22 protein-coding genes are annotated in these 21,277 nt (G+C 37.6%); 9 read left to right on the top strand and 13 right to left on the bottom strand.

Features of this window, described 5'->3' with window-relative positions; all coding sequences use genetic code 11:
• Positions 1 to 46: 46 nt before the first annotated feature.
• The 5 genes from HSM_RS01725 to proC form a co-directional block, all read right to left on the bottom strand.
• Positions 47 to 793, bottom strand: coding sequence for an outer membrane beta-barrel protein (locus HSM_RS01725; protein WP_012341195.1), 747 nt, complete (start codon positions 791 to 793; stop codon positions 47 to 49).
• 155 nt (positions 794 to 948) lie between these two features.
• Complete coding sequence (locus HSM_RS01720; protein WP_012341194.1) at positions 949 to 1,695, bottom strand: hypothetical protein; 747 nt, start codon at positions 1,693 to 1,695, stop codon at positions 949 to 951.
• Positions 1,696 to 1,804: 109 nt separating this feature from the next.
• On the bottom strand, positions 1,805 to 2,698 hold the full coding sequence (gene xerD / locus HSM_RS01715; protein WP_011609437.1) for a site-specific tyrosine recombinase XerD: 894 nt from the start codon (positions 2,696 to 2,698) through the stop codon (positions 1,805 to 1,807).
• Positions 2,695 to 3,894, bottom strand: a complete 1,200-nt coding sequence (locus tag HSM_RS01710) for a 3-phenylpropionate MFS transporter (protein WP_012341193.1) — start codon at positions 3,892 to 3,894, stop codon at positions 2,695 to 2,697. Before HSM_RS01710 ends, xerD begins: the two co-directional genes overlap by 4 nt.
• A complete protein-coding gene (gene proC / locus HSM_RS01705) occupies positions 3,895 to 4,710 on the bottom strand; it encodes a pyrroline-5-carboxylate reductase (RefSeq protein ID WP_012341192.1) in 816 nt (271 codons plus the stop codon).
• Between the two features lie 62 nt (positions 4,711 to 4,772).
• Between proC and rdgC the strand changes: the two genes are divergently transcribed.
• Entirely contained in the window at positions 4,773 to 5,678 is a 906-nt protein-coding gene (gene rdgC / locus HSM_RS01700; RefSeq protein WP_012341191.1) for a recombination-associated protein RdgC, read from the top strand.
• A 67-nt stretch (positions 5,679 to 5,745) separates the two neighbouring features.
• Here rdgC and HSM_RS01695 read toward each other — a convergent pair whose 3' ends face one another.
• Complete coding sequence (locus HSM_RS01695; RefSeq protein ID WP_012341190.1) at positions 5,746 to 6,909, bottom strand: LysM-like peptidoglycan-binding domain-containing protein; 1,164 nt, start codon at positions 6,907 to 6,909, stop codon at positions 5,746 to 5,748.
• Positions 6,910 to 7,002: 93 nt separating this feature from the next.
• Positions 7,003 to 8,016 carry an EF-P beta-lysylation protein EpmB gene (gene epmB, locus HSM_RS01690; RefSeq protein WP_012341189.1) on the bottom strand — a complete coding sequence of 338 codons (1,014 nt, stop codon included), beginning with the start codon at positions 8,014 to 8,016 and terminating at the stop codon, positions 7,003 to 7,005.
• A 35-nt stretch (positions 8,017 to 8,051) separates the two neighbouring features.
• Between epmB and efp the strand changes: the two genes are divergently transcribed.
• A complete protein-coding gene (efp, locus tag HSM_RS01685; RefSeq protein ID WP_011609443.1) occupies positions 8,052 to 8,618 on the top strand; it encodes an elongation factor P in 567 nt (188 codons plus the stop codon).
• A gap of 46 nt (positions 8,619 to 8,664) precedes the next feature.
• Here efp and dusC read toward each other — a convergent pair whose 3' ends face one another.
• From dusC to rph, 3 genes are all read right to left on the bottom strand, one after another.
• Positions 8,665 to 9,594, bottom strand: a complete 930-nt coding sequence (dusC, locus tag HSM_RS01680) for a tRNA dihydrouridine(16) synthase DusC (protein WP_011609444.1) — start codon at positions 9,592 to 9,594, stop codon at positions 8,665 to 8,667.
• Positions 9,595 to 9,598: 4 nt separating this feature from the next.
• Positions 9,599 to 10,468, bottom strand: coding sequence for a co-chaperone DjlA (gene djlA / locus HSM_RS01675; protein ID WP_011609445.1), 870 nt, complete (start codon positions 10,466 to 10,468; stop codon positions 9,599 to 9,601).
• A 92-nt stretch (positions 10,469 to 10,560) separates the two neighbouring features.
• A complete protein-coding gene (gene rph, locus HSM_RS01670; RefSeq protein ID WP_012341187.1) occupies positions 10,561 to 11,277 on the bottom strand; it encodes a ribonuclease PH in 717 nt (238 codons plus the stop codon).
• 120 nt (positions 11,278 to 11,397) lie between these two features.
• On the opposite strand from rph, the gene HSM_RS01665 reads away from it, so the two are divergent.
• Both HSM_RS01665 and ygfZ read left to right on the top strand, forming a co-directional pair.
• Complete coding sequence (locus HSM_RS01665) at positions 11,398 to 12,261, top strand: YicC/YloC family endoribonuclease (protein WP_011609447.1); 864 nt, start codon at positions 11,398 to 11,400, stop codon at positions 12,259 to 12,261.
• An 8-nt stretch (positions 12,262 to 12,269) separates the two neighbouring features.
• On the top strand, positions 12,270 to 13,103 hold the full coding sequence (gene ygfZ, locus HSM_RS01660; RefSeq protein WP_012341186.1) for a CAF17-like 4Fe-4S cluster assembly/insertion protein YgfZ: 834 nt from the start codon (positions 12,270 to 12,272) through the stop codon (positions 13,101 to 13,103).
• A gap of 36 nt (positions 13,104 to 13,139) precedes the next feature.
• Here ygfZ and srmB read toward each other — a convergent pair whose 3' ends face one another.
• Positions 13,140 to 14,462 (bottom strand): ATP-dependent RNA helicase SrmB, encoded by a 1,323-nt coding sequence (gene srmB / locus HSM_RS01655; protein ID WP_041604985.1) that lies wholly within the window; start codon positions 14,460 to 14,462, stop codon positions 13,140 to 13,142.
• Between the two features lie 94 nt (positions 14,463 to 14,556).
• On the opposite strand from srmB, the gene HSM_RS01650 reads away from it, so the two are divergent.
• Positions 14,557 to 15,267: a tRNA1(Val) (adenine(37)-N6)-methyltransferase gene (locus tag HSM_RS01650; protein ID WP_012341184.1), complete on the top strand. Its 711-nt coding sequence runs from the start codon at positions 14,557 to 14,559 to the stop codon at positions 15,265 to 15,267.
• A gap of 16 nt (positions 15,268 to 15,283) precedes the next feature.
• Here the strand turns inward: HSM_RS01650 and plsY are convergent, their stop codons facing one another.
• Positions 15,284 to 15,862, bottom strand: a complete 579-nt coding sequence (gene plsY / locus HSM_RS01645) for a glycerol-3-phosphate 1-O-acyltransferase PlsY (protein ID WP_041604983.1) — start codon at positions 15,860 to 15,862, stop codon at positions 15,284 to 15,286.
• Positions 15,863 to 15,960: 98 nt separating this feature from the next.
• Here plsY and folB point away from each other — a divergent pair, with 98 nt between their 5' ends.
• Positions 15,961 to 16,329 (top strand): dihydroneopterin aldolase, encoded by a 369-nt coding sequence (gene folB, locus HSM_RS01640; protein ID WP_012341182.1) that lies wholly within the window; start codon positions 15,961 to 15,963, stop codon positions 16,327 to 16,329.
• A 48-nt stretch (positions 16,330 to 16,377) separates the two neighbouring features.
• Here folB and xerC read toward each other — a convergent pair whose 3' ends face one another.
• The gene (xerC, locus tag HSM_RS01635) at positions 16,378 to 17,265 is read right to left on the bottom strand and encodes a tyrosine recombinase XerC (RefSeq protein ID WP_012341180.1); all 888 of its coding nucleotides are present in this window, start codon (positions 17,263 to 17,265) and stop codon (positions 16,378 to 16,380) included.
• A 296-nt stretch (positions 17,266 to 17,561) separates the two neighbouring features.
• Between xerC and asd the strand changes: the two genes are divergently transcribed.
• The 3 genes from asd to HSM_RS01620 all read left to right on the top strand — a co-directional run bounded on the left by asd (position 17,562) and on the right by HSM_RS01620 (position 21,267).
• Positions 17,562 to 18,446, top strand: a complete 885-nt coding sequence (gene asd, locus HSM_RS01630; RefSeq protein WP_012341179.1) for an archaetidylserine decarboxylase — start codon at positions 17,562 to 17,564, stop codon at positions 18,444 to 18,446.
• A 26-nt stretch (positions 18,447 to 18,472) separates the two neighbouring features.
• Complete coding sequence (locus HSM_RS01625) at positions 18,473 to 19,105, top strand: FKBP-type peptidyl-prolyl cis-trans isomerase (RefSeq protein ID WP_012341178.1); 633 nt, start codon at positions 18,473 to 18,475, stop codon at positions 19,103 to 19,105.
• A 242-nt stretch (positions 19,106 to 19,347) separates the two neighbouring features.
• Positions 19,348 to 21,267, top strand: a complete 1,920-nt coding sequence (locus tag HSM_RS01620; RefSeq protein ID WP_012341177.1) for an ABC transporter ATP-binding protein — start codon at positions 19,348 to 19,350, stop codon at positions 21,265 to 21,267.
• The last annotated feature ends 10 nt before the right edge of the window (positions 21,268 to 21,277 follow it).

The raw sequence follows: 21,277 nt of genomic DNA, 5'->3' as shown, positions 1-21,277 counted from the left end.
TTAGTCCAACTTTTAGGTGCAGATCAATTAATCACGTTTTTATTTTTTAGAATTTAAACCCAAGGGTTAAACGTATAGCATCGTTGTTGTAAGAATGCCAAGCATAGTAGCCTTCTGCTTTGCTTTTGTAAGGTTTAGTTTTATAATTAACCGCAGCGTGAGTATGATAATACCCGATTTCTGCTAAGAACGATTTATATTCAAGTCCAATGGCTAAACCTAAATAAAGCCCGTTTCTTGCTTTCATTTTACGTAGGTTTTCACCTTGTAACTCAAATTTATTTGTAATATCTGTATATTTCTTATATTTGGTGTCAGCAATTTTATTAATTGAATAACCTATATCCCCTTTTAGATAAAATTTGCTGTTTGCATTAAAGGCATAATTTTGTTTTAGCGTAAAATAAATCGGCAGGGAAGAATAGCGATTTATTTTATAGTACTCAACAGCAGTATTGTCTGCTCTTATCACCCATTCTCCATCAGTATGTACATGCCAACTGGCAGAATGATCGAAGCCTTTTCGTTTGATATAGCCTAATCCTAGACCGATTTCCGTTTGCGGTAAAATAGTGTAAGTGGTTTCAAAAAAGATACTTGGTGAAAAGGTGTTTTGTCTTGAGCTGGCTGGAATGCTCGGTACGTCATTGTTCAGATATGTTCTGAGTTGCATGGTTTCAAAACGAGAGGTTAAATCGATTCCCGCTTTGCCGTAAAAGTTGAAATTACCCCCCCCCGCATGGGAAAGTGCGGGCAGTATTGACAAAAGCACTAAAGATAGTTTGTATTTCATAAAAACTCCTTATGTATCAAAGAAATAAATTTTTTAAAATAGTTTAACTTTGTCTTTTTAAACTAACGGAGCATTATACGATACAGGTGTACAAAAAAATATAAAAATTTTCTATAAAAGCGACTAACTAACCGCAGTTAGTCGCTTTTCATTTTCTAGAATTTCACCCCAAGGGTTAAACGTATGGCATCGTTGTTGTAGGAATATTGTGGATATTGGGTATTTTTGTTTTTGTAACTGACAGTTGCATGGGTATGGTAATAACCAATTTCCGCTAAGAAAGATTTATATTCAATCCCGATACCCAACCCTAAATACAGCCCGTTTTTTGCTTTCATTTTATAAATAGGATCGCCAATTTGTGTTTGCTGAATTTTTAGGCTTGTCTCATTTGAATAATGAGCATACTTTGTATTAGGCATTTTATTGATTGAATAACCTATATTCCCTTTTAGATAAAATTTGCTGTTTGCATTAAACGCATAATTCTGTTTCAAGATGAGATAAATTGGTAGGGAAGAATAACGGTAAATTCTATATTGTTCGATGTCTGTAAAACCAGATGTTTGTGCCCACGTTTTTTTTTGTATATCCTTATTAAAATGCCAACTGGCAGAATGATCGAAGCCTTTGCGTTTGATATAGCCTAATCCTAGACCGATTTCTGTTTGCGGTAAAATAGTGTAGGTGGTTTCAAAAAAGATACTTGGCGAGAAGGTATTTTGTCTTGAACTTGCAGGAATACTCGGGACGTAATTATTTTGTTCTGTTCTGAGAACCATTGTTTCAAAACGAGAGGTTAAATCGATTCCTGCTTTGCCGTAAAAGTTGAAATTACCCCCCCCCGCATGGGAAAGTGCGGGCAGTATTGACAGAATTGCTAAAGATAGTTTGTATTTCATAAAAACTCCTTATGTATCAAAGAAATGAATTTTTTAAATAGTTTAACTTTGTCTTTTTAAACTAACGGAGCATTATACGATACAGGTGTACAAAAAAATATAAAAAAATTTATCCTCTTGGATGAAATCTTTCATGTAAAATTTTTAACCGCTCTTTAGCCACATGTGTATAAATTTGTGTAGTGGACAAATCGCTATGTCCCAGTAACATTTGTACCACACGCAAATCGGCACCATGATTAACTAAATGCGTAGCAAAAGCATGACGTAAGACGTGGGGAGAAAGTGCAGAAGTATCAATTTCAGCCAATATTGCATAATATTTTACCCTATGCCAAAACGTTTGGCGTGTCATTTGAGTTCCCCGACGGCTTGGAAAAACAACATCGGAACTCTGCCCTGCCAAGAGAAAGGATCTGCCATATAGGATAAATTGACGAAGCCAATAGTTTGCTTCCTCTCCCATCGGCACAATACGTTCTTTCTTCCCTTTCCCGATAACTCGCACAACACCCTGATTGATATTGATACTATCAAGACTTAAACTCACCAATTCCGTTACACGTAATCCGGTTGCATACAACATTTCCAACATTGCCTTATCTCTTAATTCCAACGGAATTTCTGTATTGGGTGTGTTGAGTAAGTCCGTTACTTGTTGTTCCGTCAGATATTTAGGCAAACGGCTCGGTAATTTAGGTGAACTTAACACCGCACTTGGATCATCCGAACGGTATTTTTCTCGATACAAATATTGAAAAAGTTTGCGTAATGCACTTAACATTCTAGCAGTACTTGTTGCTTTATAACCTTGTGTCAAACGCTCGCCTAAGAATGTTTGTAAATCTACCACATCAAGGGTTTCTAAACTCAACCCCTGAGGCTCCAGCCATTGCGAAAGTGCGGTCAGATCCAAGCGATAAGATTGCACGGTATTCTCGGATAATCCTTTTTCTAACCAAAGTTCATTTAAAAAAAGATCAATTAATGCGTTGTCTTTCATGATTTCACTCGAGTGATGATACTTTGACGAAAGGCATTGATATTTCTCGGAATAATAGGGATCGCCAGTGCCGCAATCAACATCATAGTTAAGAATGTATAAAACGGTGAGATGGGATAAATAAGACTGGAAAGTCCCGCTAATAAACCGACTGCAATACAGGCGGAAAAACTGTTATATAAGCCCTGTAATTTAGCCATCGCTTGATGAGGTTGTGTGGAAATATAGCGGATAATGGCATAATGACTGGTCGCAAAAGTGATACTATGTAAAAGTTGGATAAAGATAACAATACCCAAATTGTCGGCAAAACTTAAACCGCCCCAACGCACCACTGCACCTAACGCAGAAAGATAAAATAATGTGCTGACTTTCCAATGTCGAAACCATTTTGATGAAAAGAAGAAGAGGACAATTTCCGCCACGATACTTAATGCCCAAAGCCCCCCAATAACTTGAAGCGGAATATGAAGTTCTTCTTGCCAATATAAAACGCTGTAAGAATAATAGGCAGCATGAGAACCATGAATAAGCGAAATCGCAATAAGCAAACGTAGTGTAACTTTGTTTTTTAATAATTGTATAAAGCTAAAATCCGTTTTTTCCGTTTCATTATTTTCTTGTTGTGTAGATTCAATATGATCGAGTGGCGGATAAGTTGGAATTGCCATTTGCCCTATTGCATAAACGAATAAAAGTGCGGTCAACATCCATACAATATTTGTCGCATTAATCATTTCTATCACATAGCCGAAAATCACCACACCGGCAGCAAAGGCAATAGAACCGATCATACGTGCTTTACCGTAATCTAAACCTTGTTGCTGTTGCCAAGTGGTAGAAAGCGTGTCCATTAATGGCAATCCTCCGGAACTTGCCATCGAAAACAGTCCGATTAAGATACAAAGTAGCCAAAAGTGCGGTGCCATAAAACCGGCGACAAACATCAAGACACAAGTTGCCCAAGCTAAATAACGCAAGCCACTAATAAGTTGTGAGGGACGTTTAACCAAAGAGGAAACCCAAATTCCGCCCAATGCACGAAAAAAGTAAGCTCCGGCTAAAATTAACCCAATTGTGGTTTCATTATAGGACTGTGATTTTAACCACACGGGAAAATAGGGAACAAACACGCCGTAAGCAAAAAAATAGCCAAACAAACAAATTGCAATCCAGCTGAATGGTGAAACTCTCATTTAAAATAAACTCTCCATTTCTTGTGAACGTTTAACACAAGCCAGCATTGCCTGTTTGATTATTTGCGTCACATTTTGTTCATTAAATACCGCTAAGGCGGACGCTGTTGTTCCCCCTTTTGAAGTAACATCTTCCCTTAGCTCCGATAAAGCGATTTGTGGATTTTCGATCACCATTTTCGCTGCACCTAATGCTGATTGTTGCACTAATAAGCGAGCAGTTTTCGGATCTAAATTCATTTCAATTAATGCCTGTTGCATGGCTTCCATAAATAAAAAGAAATAAGCGGGACTACTTCCTGAACCGGCAGTAACGGCGTGCATATCTTGTTCTTGTTCAAGCCAACAAATTTCCCCCATCGCACTTAATAAATCTTGTGCAAACTGTTTTAAGTTTACCGAAACCTGCGGTGTCGCAAATAAACCTGCCATACCTGCTGAAACAAGTGCAGGCGTATTTGGCATAACACGAATAATATTTTTCGCACTGGGTAAAAGTGCGGTCAATCTTACGGTAGAAATCCCCGCCGCAATGGAAATCACTAACTTATCTGAAAAATCAACCGCACTTAACGGTACACAAACTTCCGCCATAATTTGTGGTTTCACGGCAAGTAAAACTACATCCGCATCCTGTATTGCCTCGACATTGTTGCTACTTACTTGCGTACCTTGTGCAATAAATAAATCACGGCGAGATTGGTTCGGATCACAAACACGAATGTAATGTGCAGGATAGCCTTGTTTTAATAACCCCAAAACAATGGCTTGTGCCATATTTCCTCCACCAATAAAGCTAATCAATTTATGTTGCATATTTTCATCTCGAATAAGTTACAATAGTGCTTATTTTACATGAAAAACCTTGAGGAAGAACAATGTTTTGGTTTAAAAATGCCTTAATTTACCGTTTAACTAAATCCCTTGATTGGTCGGTAGAAAATTTACAATCACAGTTACAACAATGTGCATATTCTCCCTGCCAACAATCAGACATGAGCCGGTTCGGTTGGCACAATCCTTTGCGTGAAAGTGAATCTCTCTATTTTTGTGTTGGAAAACAACTCTTGTTAGTTGCTCACAAAGAAGAAAAGATTTTGCCTGCACAAGTGATTAAACGTGAGCTGGAAGAACGGATTGAACAACTTGAGCAAAAAGAAAATCGCAAACTGAAAAAAATCGAAAAACAAGCGTTAAAAGATGATATTGTCGCTACGTTATTGCCTCGTGCATTCAGTAAAAACCAACATACTGCGTTGTGGATTGATACGGAAAATAACCTTATTTACATTGATACCGCTTCAACTAAACGAGCGGAAGACTGTTTGGCTTTATTAAGAAAATCGTTAGGATCTTTACCTGTTGTGCCACTTGCATTTGCTAATGAGCCAAGTTTGGTGATGACAAATTGGGTTAAGGAAAACTCACCTCAATGGTTGACTGTATTGGAAGAGGCGGAATTAAAAGGAAGCCAAGATCAAGCCGTTATTCGTTGCAAACAACAAGTGTTGGACAGTGAAGAAATGATCGGATTGTTAAATTCCGGCAAATATATCACAAACTTATCCCTCAACTGGGAAGAACATTTAAGTTTTACTCTCAACGAAGATGCCAGTTTAAAACGCTTAAAATTTGCCGATCAAATTCGTGAACAAAATGACGATATTTCAAAAGAAGATTTTGCACAACGATTTGATGCGGATTTTGTTTTAATGACAGGCATTCTTGCCAAATTAACGGAAAATTTGTTGGATGAATTCGGTGGAGAAAAAGAGCGGTTATAAATAGAAAAAATGTTAGTTTGACAATCAAACGGCGTAACTGAAAATTACGCCGTTTTGCTTAATATCATTATTTTTTAAATTGATAACTTCCATCGGCTTGGCGGATGAATCTCGCACCATTGGATAGACGCAATTCATTGACACGCCCTTGCTTATTTAAGGATACTTGTACTTTATCACCCGCTTTGAAACTACTTAATGTATTACCGACCCCCCTTGCTTTCGTCATTGCATTGACATCGGCAATATTCAAATTGTTGTTGCGGAATACTTGCATCAGTGATGTTCCTTGCGGAATAACAAGGGTTTTAGTCTGTGCATTTTTTTGTAGAGCGGTTTTCTGTGAATTTGTTACTTTATTCACATTAGCCGGTTTCGCATCAACAACAGGCACGCCTTTCTGCTCTGCTTTCACCTGTTTTTCTGCCTTTTTATTTGGCTCATTTTTCTCAACAATTTTCACTTCTTCCATTGGTGCTATAGGTTGAGATGTTGCTTCCTCAACTTTAATACTTGGTCGCTTGCTTGTTTCCACTACTGGACTGTCCGCCTTACTAGGCGTTGAATTTATCGGTATGGCTATATTTTGGGGTTCGTTTTCTACCTGCAACGCTTGTACAGGTATATTTTTTTCCTGATCATTCTGTGTGATATTTTCACTTTTTGGTTGAGGATTCTTCAGTTGCTCTAAAATGCTCGGTTCAACCGGTTGAGAATGATCTAAAGGCTGAAATTGTGTCGGAATACTATTGCCTGTTGATTGTTCAAAATATTGCTCTATATTATCATCCGGTTTTAACCAAGAAATAATTAATAAAATAATGACGACAACTAATAATGCAATAAAAATACGGCGATATTTAGGCGGTAACACACCTAACATAGTCCAATTTTCCGGTTTTTTCAGTTCTTTTTGTGTCTTAACAGGCACTTCAGATATAGTCGGGTCTATTGCTTGGCTTATTTGTTGCTCTTGTGTTTCCGTGATTATTGGACGTTGTTCATCATCACTAGCGGATATTACTTCTTTATGTGTACTCACTTCTGCTTTATCAACTCTATTTTGCTTATCCGCTCTCTTGAAAATACGTTTGGCTTTTTCCAATAAAGTTTGTTTAGGTGCAAGATTTTTTTTCGGAAGTATCGGCTCCATAGGATCCAGATCAAGCTCCAATTCTTTTTGTATAGAAGCTTGTCCAGAAGTGTCGATTTTATTTTGTTCAGCTGTCATGATAGTCCCTTGATGAGTCAGAAAGTTATGTTTAAAGAAGCACATAAAGTGCGGTAAAATTTTATGTATTTTAAAGGATCTTCATTCTTTTTCCTATGCCGAATACAACGTTTTATTCGGCTCATGAGCAATTTCACGAGCAAGTTTCGGTACGAGATAGCCCGAACTAATGCGTTGTAATTCTTTATAAATAGCGGCCGCACTTTCATCATCAAGATAAAAATGACTTGCTCCCTCAACTTTATCTAATAAATGTAAATAATACGGAAGAATGCCGATACTGAATAATTTATCACTTAATTTTTTTAAAATGTGTGCATTATCGTTGATATTTTTTAACACCACAGATTGATTAAGTAAGGTTACATTCGCATGTTTTAATTTTTTCATTGCACAGGCTAATATTTCATCAATTTCATTGGGGTGATTAATATGAGTAACAATGACTTTTTGAAAACGACTTTCACTCAATATCCGACAAAGTTCATCAGTAATGCGTTGCGGAATAACAACCGGCAAGCGAGTATGAATACGCAAGGTATGTAAGTGCGGTATATTTTCAAGCTCTTTTATTAACCATGCTAACTCATGATCTTTAGCCATCAAAGGATCTCCCCCCGAAAAAATAACTTCTTCAATTTCAGCATGTGCGGCAATATAATCCAGCGATTTTACCCAACTTTGTTTATTTCCTTTATTTTCCGCATAAGGGAAATGACGGCGGAAACAATAACGACAGTTGACGGCACAACTGTTTTTTACTATTAATAACAACCGGTTATGGTATTTATGCAAAATATTGGGAACACTGTTATGTTGTTCTTCCAAAGGATCTTTGGTAAATCCTGCCATCGGCAAAAATTCATGCTGTGAAGCCATCACTTGTAAAAAGAGCGGATCATTTGGGTTACCCTTTTCCATTTTTTTAACAAATGGGAAAGGAACACGCAATGGAAATAATTGACGTGCCGCAATGTCATACTGAAACGATTCAATCGGTAACTCTAAACAATTAAGTAATTCTATAGGATCGGAAATTGCCTTTGCGAGGTAATCAGTCCAATTTTCTTCTTCTCTATTTATGCTATTTTGGGTTAGAATACGCATTTGTTAAAAACAATCTCTTTTAATTTGAGGATGATATGGCTACATATACTACCAGTGATTTTAAACCAGGTCTAAAATTTATGCAGGACGGTGAGCCTTGCGTTATTATTGAAAATGAATTTGTTAAACCGGGTAAAGGGCAAGCGTTCACTCGCACCCGTATCCGTAAATTAATTTCAGGCAAAGTATTGGATGTCAACTTTAAATCTGGTACATCAGTTGAAGCGGCAGATGTAATGGACTTAAACCTGACTTACTCCTATAAAGATGAAGCGTTTTGGTATTTTATGCATCCTGAAACCTTTGAACAATACTCTGCTGATGCCAAAGCGGTAGGTGATGCGGAAAAATGGTTGCTGGATCAAGCAGATTGTATTGTAACCTTATGGAATGGTGCACCTATAACGATTACACCGCCTAATTTCGTTGAGTTGGAAGTTGTTGAAACCGATCCCGGCTTAAAAGGTGATACAGCGGGAACTGGAGGCAAACCGGCAACATTAAGTACAGGTGCGGTAGTGAAAGTACCTCTATTTGTACAAATTGGCGAAGTGATTAAAGTTGATACCCGTTCAGGTGAATATGTTTCTCGTGTAAAATAAATACATTGGTTGAAAAATGGCGTGTAACGTAAATTACACGCCATTTTTATTGTATTTTATGCCGTAATTCCGCCGCACTTTGACAGCTTTTAATTCGCTCAAAAAGTGTGCCAGCTTGAGGATACTCTTTTTTCAGGTATTGTAGCCATTGTTTAATTCTTGCAATATGATAGAAACCTTTGTCAAATTCATTTTCAACATGAGCATATTTATGCAACATCGGCATAACACCTTGTTGCCAATCTAATTTTTCCGCATTGAATTTTATTACATAACTTAAATTAGGAATATTTAAAGCCCCTCGTCCGATCATTAAATCTTGGCAACCAGTAATGGCTAAACAATTTTGCCCATCTTGCCAATGCCAAATTTCACCATTGGCAATAACTGGAATTCGTAATTTTTTTCTGACTTCAGCAATTTTATACCAATTAATCCGATCAGCACGATAACCATCGCTTTTAGTTCGTCCATGAATCGTTATTTCCGTTGCTCCGCCTTGCTGTACCGCATCAGCAATTTCAAAAACCTGATCAACATTATCCCAACCCAACCGCACTTTTACGCTAACAGGCTGTTCCATTGGAACAGCTTGACGAATAGCTTTTGTTGCTTGGTAAATGAGTTCCGGTTGTTTCAACAATGAAGCACCTCCATTACTTCCATTGACAGCTTTCGACGGACAACCACAATTCAAATCTATGCCCTGAGAACCTAATTCAACGGCTCTTTGGGCATTTTCAGCAAGCCATTGCGGATATTGCCCCAAAAGTTGTACACGAACAGGCGTACCAGACAAAGTAAAGCCCTGATGGTGAAGTTCAGGGCATAAACGATAAAAAACTTTGTTGGGAAGACGCTGATCAACTACTCTAACAAATTCAGAAATACAGAGATCATATTGATTAACCTCTGTTAATAGTTGACGTACAAAAGGATCAAGCACACCTTGCATAGGTGCTAAAAAAACTCGCATTAAGTTATTTCCAACCCTTCGATTTACAAATTAAATCATACGCCGCTTGAATTTGTTGGGCTTTTTCTTTTGCCATTTCCAACATTTCAGGAGGTAATCCTTTAGAAACCAACTTATCAGGATGATTTTCATTCATTAAACGACGATAAGCACGTTTTACAGTTTGTTGATTATCATTTCCTGATACACCAAGCACTTTGTAAGCATCATCTAACGTTGGGCCTGATTGATGATAGCTGTTTTGATATTGTCCTTGCTCTTGATATTGATGATAACTTCCCTGTTGGTAAGTACGACTTTGTTGATAAAAACCGCCACGACTAAAGTGTCTAGCGGCTAATTCCATCGCAAGTATTTGCTCAAATTGGAAACGAGATAACCCTAGCTCTTCTGCTACAATTTGTAAGACACTTTTTTCCGCACCTTGCAATTCATTATCCATAAAAGCAGCTTTGACTTGAATACTCAAAAAGATACGCAACAAATCCGCACGTTGTCCACAACCTAAACGAAACTCTCGAATAACTTGACGGAGAGGAAAATCAGTTTGCTTACCACGATTAAATGCTTCTTGTGCTAAACGTCTGCCTGCATCATCCAGATTTAATTGCTGCATTAGGCTTGTTGCAAGGGCAATATCATCTTCGGTCACCCTACCCTTTGCTTTGGTCAAATGTCCTAATACGGCAAAAGTAGTTTGCATAAAGAGCGATTGACGAGTGAGTTTATTTTTAAAAAAGCTGGAATTTACACTTCCTAATTCATACAGTTTCTTATCGGCAAGGTGTCCTAGAATTAGGCCGACAACAGCACCAAAAAAACCACCAAAACGCCAACCAAAAATAAAACCGATTATTTTTCCGAGAAAATTCATTTTAACCCCTGTATTTCCACACCATTTTCATTGCGATATTCTTACATTGTAAAAATGTATATTGTAGATTTTTTATCTTGCACAAACTATCTTTATTCCGCTAATGCAACACGTTGTGCCACAAACAGTTGTTCACAACCTTGTTTGGCTAAATCTAATAGGGTAAGAAGTTCTGCATGGCTAAACGGTTCACCCTCTGCTGTTCCTTGTACTTCAATCATACGTCCATCTTCCATCATCACCACATTCATATCTGTTTCGGCAATGCTATCTTCCACATATTCTAAATCACACACCGTTTCACCGTTGACAATACCAACGGAAATGGCGGCAACTAATCCCTTTATCGGATTAGTTGTCAACGTACCGTTTTGCAGCAAAAAATTAATTGCATCAATTAAAGCTACACAAGCCCCCGTGATTGATGCTGTTCTCGTACCGCCATCCGCTTGAATAACATCGCAGTCCAATGTGATTGCACGCTCACCTAAAGCTTCCAAATCTACCATAGCACGTAATGAGCGTGCAATTAAACGTTGAATTTCCATCGTTCTACCGCCTTGTTTACCCTTAGCCGCTTCACGTTGCATACGGCTATGGGTTGAGCGTGGAAGCATACCATATTCTGCAGTAACCCAACCTTTTCCTTGCCCTTTTAAAAAACGTGGTACACTATCTTCAACCGTCGCTGTACAAATAACTTTGGTTTCACCGAATTCAACTAATACCGAACCTTCAGCATGTTTAGTGTAATGACGAGTAATTTTTATTGGACGGGGTTGATTGATTGCTCTCGCATTTGGACGCATGACATATTCCTTTGAATGAAGTTAAAAAATTTTTGCAATTTTATCATGCAAACTGACATAAAAGAAATTTAACAGTACAATAGCACCGGTAAATTAATATAAAAGTGAGGATATAAAAATATGATTTACAGTATGACTGCCTTTGCTCGTGTTGAAATTAAAAAAGAATGGGGGGATGCCGTATGGGAAATTCGCTCGGTCAATCAACGTTATTTAGAAACCTTTTTTCGTTTACCAGAGCAATTTCGAGGATTGGAGAATACTTTGCGTGAAAAATTACGGCAAAAACTGGCTCGAGGTAAAATCGAATGTAGCTTGCGTATTGACACTAAAAAACAAACCGCACTCAACTTAAATCTTAATCAAAAGTTCGCCAAACAGGTTATTCAATCTTTGCAATATATAAAAGCACAAGCCGGAGAGGGTGAAATCAATCTGATGGATATTTTACGCTACCCCGGTGTAGTGGAAACGCCGGAACAGGACTTGGACAGTATCATCGAAGATTTGTTGCAAGCCTTTGATGATTTGCTTGTGGAGTTTATTGCAACACGAGCTCGTGAGGGAGAAAAAGTTCAAAAATTAATTGAACAACGCCTTATGGCAATTTCCGTTGAGGCACAAAAAGTGCGGTCTTTTATGCCGGAAATATTGCAATGGCAACGAGATCGTTTGCAACAACGTTTTGATGAAATTCAATTACAAGCAGATACACAACGTATTGAACAAGAAATGGTGCTATTGGCACAACGTATTGATATAGCTGAAGAGCTGGATCGGCTACAATTACATGTAAAAGAAACATACGCTATTTTGCACAAAGGCGGGGCTGTCGGGCGTAAACTTGATTTTATGATGCAAGAACTTAATCGTGAAAGTAATACGCTTGCGTCTAAATCTATTAACGCCGATATTACCTCATCAGCGGTTGAATTAAAGGTCTTAATTGAACAAATGCGTGAACAAATCCAAAATCTTGAATAAGGACAAAAATGTTAATTAATCTTAAGCAATATGGTTTAATTTATGTAGAAGGCGTTGATGCCGAAAAATTTTTACAAGGACAATTAACCTGTGATGTAACAAAGTTGGCAATCGGTCAATCCACATTAACCGCACATTGCGATCCGAAAGGTAAAGTCAATTCTCTTTTTCGTCTGATTCGTCATGCAGAACAACAATTTTATCTCTTAATCCGCCAAGATTTACTCAATCATGGCTTAGCTCAATTAAAAAAATATGCGGTTTTTTCTCAAGTGACTTTTAGTGAAAAAAATTGGACTATTGTGGGCATGCTTGATCAGGATCTGAAAGAGTGCGGTGCTATTTCACCACAAATTCGCATTGATTTGGGTAATCGCCAGATTTTATGTTGGGAACAAAAAATGAGCCTTGAATATACGCAAGATACACAATATTGGGATTACTTGGATATGCAGCAAGGCTTTCCAATTTTAACAATAATCGGACAAGGAGAATTTATTCCACAAGCACTGAATTTACAAGAAATCGAACAAGCTATTTCTTTCCAAAAAGGTTGTTATATTGGACAAGAAACTATAGCTCGAGCCAAATATCGAGGGATAAATAAACGTGCCATGTATTTATTGCAAGCCAAAACTGCCGCACTTGTAGAAATTGGTACTGAAATTGAAATGCAATTAGAACATGCTTGGCGTAAAACAGGATGTATTTTAAGTGCGGTCAATCTTAACGGTATTTTATATTTGCAAGTCGTTATGAGTAACCAATTGGAAGAAAATCAACGATTTAGATTACCTGTTGATGAAAGTGAATTGGAAATTTTACCTTTGAGCTATCAATAACATAATCCCCTTAATTCAAGGGGATATATCGTTGGTTTATTCAGCGACTTTTGCACTTGGCTTACGACGTTTGCCAATGTTTTTTATGTCTTTATGGCGAAGTTTTTGTTTTTTCTTCTGCACTGCTTTTTTATTCTCTTCCAACTTAGTTTTGGCTCGGTTCTTTTGCTTTTTACTCACCGTTTTTATCTCACCATCTTTGGGTGGATTGGTTCTCGGTTCTAAGCCCTCTATGATACGAGGTTTTAGCAACTCTCCGGTATAACGTTTTATTTTGCCTAATAATTTATAGTCATGTGCTTCAACAAAAGATACTGCGGTACCTTTTTTGCCTGCTCTTGCGGTACGTCCGACACGATGCAAATAAGTATCGGCGTTATAAGGTAAATCAAAATTCATGACATGACTGACATCATCAATATCAATGCCACGAGCTGCAACATCGGTAGCAACTAACACAGTAACCACATCATTTTTCAGTTTATCAATAGCCTTAGTACGCTGAGTTTGTGCCATTTCACCTTCTAGATAAGTGCTGCGAATACCACGTTTGCGTAAAATTTCAGACAATTCACGCACGTTTTCACGACGACGAACAAATACAATACCACGACTTACTTGTTCATTTTCAATAAAACGTGCAAGGAGTTTAATTTTATGTTCATTGCTATCTGCATGATAATACCATTGATTAATTTTTTTACGTTCACGACGACTTGGCTCCGCATTAAATTGCACCGGATCTTTCAGTAAACGAGAGGCAAAATCCATTAATAACTCACCTTCAAGTGTAGCGGAAAACAACAATGTTTGCCGACGCCAACGAGTTTCTGCCGCAATTTCTTCTGCATATTGACCAAACCCCATTTGCAACATACGATCCGCCTCGTCAAAAATGAGTATTTCAACGGCTCTACAATCAAAGTTTTCTTCTTTAATATATTGCAGTAAGCGTCCCGGTGTAGCGACAACAATATCTTGGTTTTTATTAAACACTTCACCATGATTTTGATAAGCCACACCACCAGTAATCGTCGCAATACTTAAATGAGTAAATTGAGCCAACTCTTCCGCTTGTTCAGCAACTTGCATAGCCAGCTCACGTGTTGGCGTAAGAACTAAAATTCGAGGAGGGCCGGGTTTACGACGTGGATAATCTAACAAATGCTGAAGAGCGGGTAACAAAAAAGCTGCCGTTTTTCCTGTACCTGTCGGTGCAGAACCTAAAACATCTCTCGCTTCCATGATGGCAGGAATAGCATCAAGTTGAATGACTGTGGGTCGAGAATAGCCTTTTTGGGCAAGGGCTTTTAGTAATTGAGGGGCAAGATCGAAGTCTTCAAATTGCGTTGATGTCATATTTATCCACATTAAAGAATTGGTATTCAAAAAAAATTTGTGGCAAATTATACCGCACTTTGTTCTTAAAGTGCGGTCATTTTTCAGGATATTTATGGCAAAAAAGCAAGAGTTTACGTTTAAACAATTTCACATTAATCAAGATCAATGTGCAATGAAAGTGGGGACTGATGGAATTTTACTGGGTGCATGGGCAAATATAAATCAAGCAAATACGTTGCTTGATTTAGGTACAGGTACAGGACTCATTGCGTTGATGTTGGCTCAACGTAGCCCTGAACATTGTCAAATTAGTGCAGTTGAATTGGATCAGCTGGCTTATTTGCAAGCAAAAGACAATATCCAACAAAGCCCTTGGGCAAATAAAATCAAGATTTTTCAACAAGATATTATTGTTTTTGCACAAGATTGTGAGCATAAATTTGATGTCATTACGGCGAATCCACCTTATTTTAAGCAAGGTGTTGATTGTGCCAGTAAACAACGCAATCTAGCTCGCTATACCCTAACACAAAGCCACTTGGATTGGCTAAACGCCGCCGAAAAACTATTAAACCTAACGGGTGAAATTCACTTGATTTTGCCATTTGAAGAAGGAAAAAGTTTACAAAAAAAGTGCGGTCTTTTTTGTATTAGAGAATGTAAAATCATCACTAAAGCAGGTAAAACTCCACAGCGTTTATTACTTAGTTTTAGCCGAGAAGAACGGAAATGTGAGGAAAGTCAGTTGGTTATTTATGATCGGAACAATCAATACAGTACAGAATTTAAAACCTTAACCCAAGATTTCTATTTAAATTTTTAAGCAAGCAAATGTAACGTTACTTTTTAAATTTAGACCAAATTTTATCTTCTTGTCCTCGCCATAAACGTTGGATATTTTCATGATGACGATAAACTAACAAACAACAAACTAATGCAACGGGAAAAGTAAATTCTGGTTTAAACCACCATACATAGAAAGGCAATATTAATGCAGTTACGACCGTACTTAATGCAACATAGCCACTAAAGAGAAAGATTAAAAGCCAAGTACCAAGCATTGAGCCGGCGACACCCCAAGCGATGGGGGCGATAGCACCAAATGCGGTCGCCACCCCTTTTCCCCCACTAAATTTAAAGAAAATAGGAAAAATATGACCTAAACAAGCGGCGAGTGCTACCATGCCTAATTCAAAGTAAGTTAACCCTAAATAATAGCCTACCCAAACTGGCAACATACCCTTTAAGACATCACATAGAAAAACTGCCAAAACAAGCCGATACCCCCCTTTTTGTAATACATTTGAGTTTGTTACACGAGCATCGTTTCGCTCGGTAAACCGACAAATCACAACATCACTCGAAATTGACCCTAACAAATAAGTGAATAACATATAAATAATCGCAAACAAACTCATCATCAACTCCCTATCGCTGGAACAGAAAATTTTCGTTCGTCTATTGTACATAAACTTGATAGTATAAGCCTAATGGAATTTCGTTCATCGGAGTTATAATGACAGACAAAATATTTATTGAAGGATTGACCGCACTTGCTCAAATTGGTGTTTATGATTGGGAACAGCAAATCAAGCAAAAGCTCATTTTTGATATTGAAATGGCGTGGGATTGTCGCCGAGCCGCACAAACAGATGATGTAAAATATTGCTTAAATTATGCGGAAGTGAGTGAGTTTATATTGAATTATGTTCAATCTCGCCCATTTTTGTTAATTGAGCGAGTAGCTTACGAAGTTGCAGAGCAATTAAGAGTAAAATTTAATATTTCTTGGGTAAAAATAAAATTAAGTAAACCTAAAGCGATAGCACAAGCTAATAATGTTGGCATTGTTGTTGAGCAAGGTAACCTGTCAAATTGTGCTTGAACGTCCATCAAGTGCGGTAATATTTCGTTTGAATTTGCCTGCTTCCAACTATTTTTTACGTTTGGCTCGAGGGTGTGCTTTGTCGTAAACTTGTGCCAAGTGTTGAAAATCCAAGTGGGTATAAATCTGGGTTGTGGATAAATTACTATGTCCTAATAATTCTTGTACCGCACGTAGATCCGAGCTGTTTTCCAGCATATGGGTAGCAAAAGAATGGCGTAATTTATGTGGGTTGAGATGACCGTTTAAGCCTTGTCGAATACCCCAAGTTTCCATACGTTTTTGAATGGAACGATGAGAAATACGATTGCCTAATTGACTGACAAACAACGCCTCATCTTTCGGATTAAATAACAACCGCACTTTCAGCCATTGTTGGATAGCTTGAGAAGCATAACGTCCAAAGGGTAAAATTCGCTCTTTATTTCCTTTCCCGATGACACGCACTTCACGAGAGCGAATATTAATACTATTCAAATTCAAACTTTGTAATTCTGATAAACGCAAACCCGAGCTATACATCAACTCCATCATCGCTTTATCACGAAGATCGATGGGCTCTTTGCTTTCATTAGTCAATAATTGTTGCACCTGTTCCATATCCATATTTTTCGGTAAATATTTACTTTGCTTAGGTGCAGAAATACCAACGGCTGAATTAACTTTTAATTCACCTTGTACAACCAAATAATTTAGAAATTGTCGTAAAGCAGATAAACGCAACGCTAAACTTCTTTCATGTAATCCTTCTTTGCGACTTTGTGCTAATACAAAACGAACAACACTTGGCGTAACTTGTTGCCATGAGTGAATATCGTTTTGTTGTAAAATCACTACAATTTTTTCCAGCTGACGCTGATAATTTATGAGAGTATATGGACTGAGTTGTCGTTCAATGCGTAAATAATTATAATATTTTTGCAACAGGATATGCATAATTGATTCTCTTATCTATGTTATTAATCTTTGAGTTTCCATTTAATTAAACGCTCGATCACTGCCAGAAATTCACTTCTTTCTGCATAATCGTACACATATTATATCTCCCTCTCTGTTTATTAAAATCCATTATACACCAATAATAGGCTTGACTTAACCAATTCATAATTAACGTCTATTTATTAACTTTAGATTAAAACCGCCCCTCTACGACAAACAATAACTCTTCTGCTGGTTACATTACACCAATAACTTGTTATAATCCTCGTCCAATTTTTACAAGGAAACCTGTTATGTATAATGCTGAAAAAAAACAACCGACTTATTGGCAACGTTTGAAAATTGCTTTTCAATATGTCATGCCACAACTTTATTTAACTCTGGCAGCTGGCTGGCTGGCAAAACAAAAATGGGGAAGTGTAACGCATTTTATTATTAAACTTTTTGCTAAAAAATATCATGTAAATATGCAAGAGGCGGAGAAAACAGAATTTAAGGATTACGCAAGTTTTAATGAATTTTTTATTCGCCCACTGAAATCTGAAGCAAGAAAAATTGATGAAAATCCTACCGCACTTTGTTTACCTGCGGACGGACGAATTAGTCAATGTGGACATATTGAGCAACAAACTTTGTTGCAGGCAAAAGGACATAGTTTTAGCTTAGTGGATCTGCTGGCCGGCGATACTGAATTAGCTAAAGAATTTGAACATGGTGAATTTGCTACAATCTATCTTTCTCCTCGAGATTATCATCGAGTGCACATGCCTTGCGATGCTACTTTACGTAAGATGATCTATGTGCCTGGCGATTTATTTTCGGTCAATCCGTTTTTAAATGAGCATATTCCTAATTTATTAGCTCGTAATGAGCGTGTGATCTGTGTTTTTGATACGGAATTCGGCACGATGGTACAGATTTTAGTCGGTGCGACTATTACCGCCAGTATGAGTACTGTTTGGGCTGGAATAATTAATCCACCACGCAGCACTGAAGTGAAAGAGTGGACTTATAGCGACGAAAGTGCGGTGCAATTACGTAAAGGACAAGAAATGGGGGCATTCCAGTTAGGTTCAACAGTGATCAATCTATTCCAAGCGGATAAGGTAGAACTGGCAAACCATTTAGACGTTGGTGTGCCTGTACGTGTAGGCGAAGTGTTGGCTTATAAGAAATAATTTTCAACGACAATAAAGGGAAAACAATGACAAAACAATTTTTTGCACAGGTTGCCTTAGATGATGTTTCAGCTCAAGGTAGTTATGGTATCGGTTTACAAATCGGTCAACAATTAGTCGATAGCAAATTAGCGGTTAAAGCTGAAGCCGTTGCAAAAGGGATTTATGACGCATTGAATCAAAATCCGCCCGCTTTAGAATTAAACGAAGTTGCTAAAGCGTTACAGGAATTACAGCAACAAGCCAGCGAAATTGCACAAGCACAATTTAAGCAAATTGAAGAAGAAGGTAAAAAATACCTTGAAGAAAATGCGAAAAAAGACAGTGTAAAAGTAACAGACTCTGGTTTGCAATATGAAGTGTTGGTAGAAGGCAGTGGGGCAATTCCAACTCGTCAAGATCAAGTTCGTGTCCATTATACAGGGACTTTAATTGATGGCACTGTATTTGATAGTTCAGTCAAACGTGGGCAACCAGCCGAATTTCCAGTAAGTGGCGTAATTGCAGGTTGGATTGAAGCATTATCTATGATGCCGCTAGGTTCAAAATGGAAATTAACTATTCCACATCATTTGGCTTATGGTGAACGTGGTGCCGGTGCATCAATTCCACCGTTCAGCACGTTGGTATTTGAAGTGGAATTATTGGATATTTTGTAAAGTTTTTTACTTCGAACTTTACGAACCAAATCATCTTTCCTAGCGTGACGACTAACTCGAATATAAGCAATCGTTTTTAGATCGTCACGACTAGACTAAAAACGATATTGCGGTTGATCGATCTAAGCATTGCAAGTTATATGTACGATCTTCACCTTTGCTCAACTCATCAGGTTTCACCTCTAATTATGTTCCGATTTATGAGTGGAGATATCGGTATTAATCAATAGTGAGTTTATCTAATGATCCTTTTTACAAATTTAACTTTAAAGCGTGGAAATACCTTACTCTTAGAAAATACCTGTGCCACTATTAACCCCGGTCAAAAAGTTGGCTTAGTCGGAAAAAATGGTTGTGGTAAATCTTCTTTATTTGCACTACTCAAAAAAGAAATGAGTGCTGAAGAAGGTGATATAACTTTTCCAAATCACTGGGCAATGGCTTGGGTAAATCAAGAAACACCCGCCTTAGAAATAAGTGCGTTAGATTATGTTATCAAAGGCGATCGTGAATATTGCAAATTACAAAAGGCCTTAGCAACTGCTACCGAAAATAATCATGGCAATGATATTGCCCGTATTCATGCACAATTAGACACAATTGATGCTTGGACAATTCAAGCGAGAGCGGCTTCTCTTTTACATGGATTGGGGTTTTCTCAAGAGGATTTAACAAGAACGGTTAAATCTTTCTCGGGCGGTTGGCGTATGCGTCTTAACCTTGCACAAGCCCTGCTTTGTCGCTCTGATTTACTCTTATTAGACGAACCGACAAACCATTTAGACTTAGATGCTGTCATTTGGTTAGAACGTTGGTTAATTCAATATCAAGGCACCTTGATTTTAATTTCACATGACCGTGATTTTCTTGATCCTATTGTGAATAAAATCATTCATATTGAACAACATAAACTGCATGAATACAGTGTCAATTATTCTTCCTTTGAAGTGCAACGTGCAACAAAATTAGCACAACAAACCGCACTTTATCGCCAACAGCAACAAAAAATAAACCATCTACAAAAATATATCGATCGCTTTAAAGCCAAAGCAACTAAAGCCAAACAAGCACAAAGTCGAGTCAAAGCCTTAGAACGAATGGAACTTATTGCACCTGCTTATGTAGATAATCCTTTTACCTTTAAATTTCGTGAACCGCTCGCTTTACCCAATCCCTTGGTTTCCATTGAAAAAGCCAGTGCAGGTTATGACAATGGAGAAAGTACGGTGGAAATTTTACAAAAAATTAAGCTCAATTTAGTACCAGGATCTCGTATCGGGTTGCTCGGTAAAAATGGGGCGGGTAAATCTACGTTAATTAAATTATTGGCAGGGGAACTGACCGCACTTTCCGGTCATGTCCAATTAGCAAAAGGCGTAAAATTAGGGTATTTTGCACAGCATCAATTGGATACGCTACGTTCGGAAGAAAATGCACTCTGGCATATGCAAAAAATTGCTCCACAACAAACGGAACAACAATTACGTGATTACTTGGGCAGTTTTGCTTTTCATGGTGATAAAGTAACTCAAGCTGTTTCTTCTTTTTCCGGCGGTGAAAAGGCTCGCTTGGTTTTAGCTATTATTGTTTGGCAACGCCCAAACTTATTACTGCTGGACGAACCGACGAACCACTTGGATTTAGATATGCGTCAAGCCTTGACAGAAGCATTAATAGATTATCAAGGTTCACTGGTCGTGGTTTCCCACGATCGCCATTTACTGCGTAATACAGTAGAAGAATTTTATTTGGTTCATGATAAACAAGTTGAGGAATTTACAGGCGATTTAGAAGACTATCAAAAATGGCTAAATGAAATTAATAGCACGCCGAAACATAATGAGAAAATCATCAATAATAACGAAAACACCGGTAATCATCGCAAAGAACAAAAAAGAAAAGAAGCTGAACTGCGTCAACGGAGTGCACCATTACGAAAAGAAATTGCCGATATTGAACGCAAAATGCAAATATATCAACAAAAACTACAAGAAATTGAATTACTTCTTTCCGATACAGTGCTTTATCAGACAGAAAATAAAGCAAAACTCACCGCACTTTTAAATGAACAGGTTCAGCTTAAAAAAGCACTTGAAGATATAGAAATTTCATGGTTCACAATGCAAGAAGCATTAGAAAATTTGATTAATAATATAGAATAATTTTCTCTTT

The organism is Histophilus somni 2336, assembly GCF_000019405.1.
Lineage (GTDB): Bacteria > Pseudomonadota > Gammaproteobacteria > Enterobacterales > Pasteurellaceae > Histophilus > Histophilus somni.
Note: the sequence above shows the minus strand (reverse complement) of the source record. Positions and strands in the feature narration are given on the sequence as shown.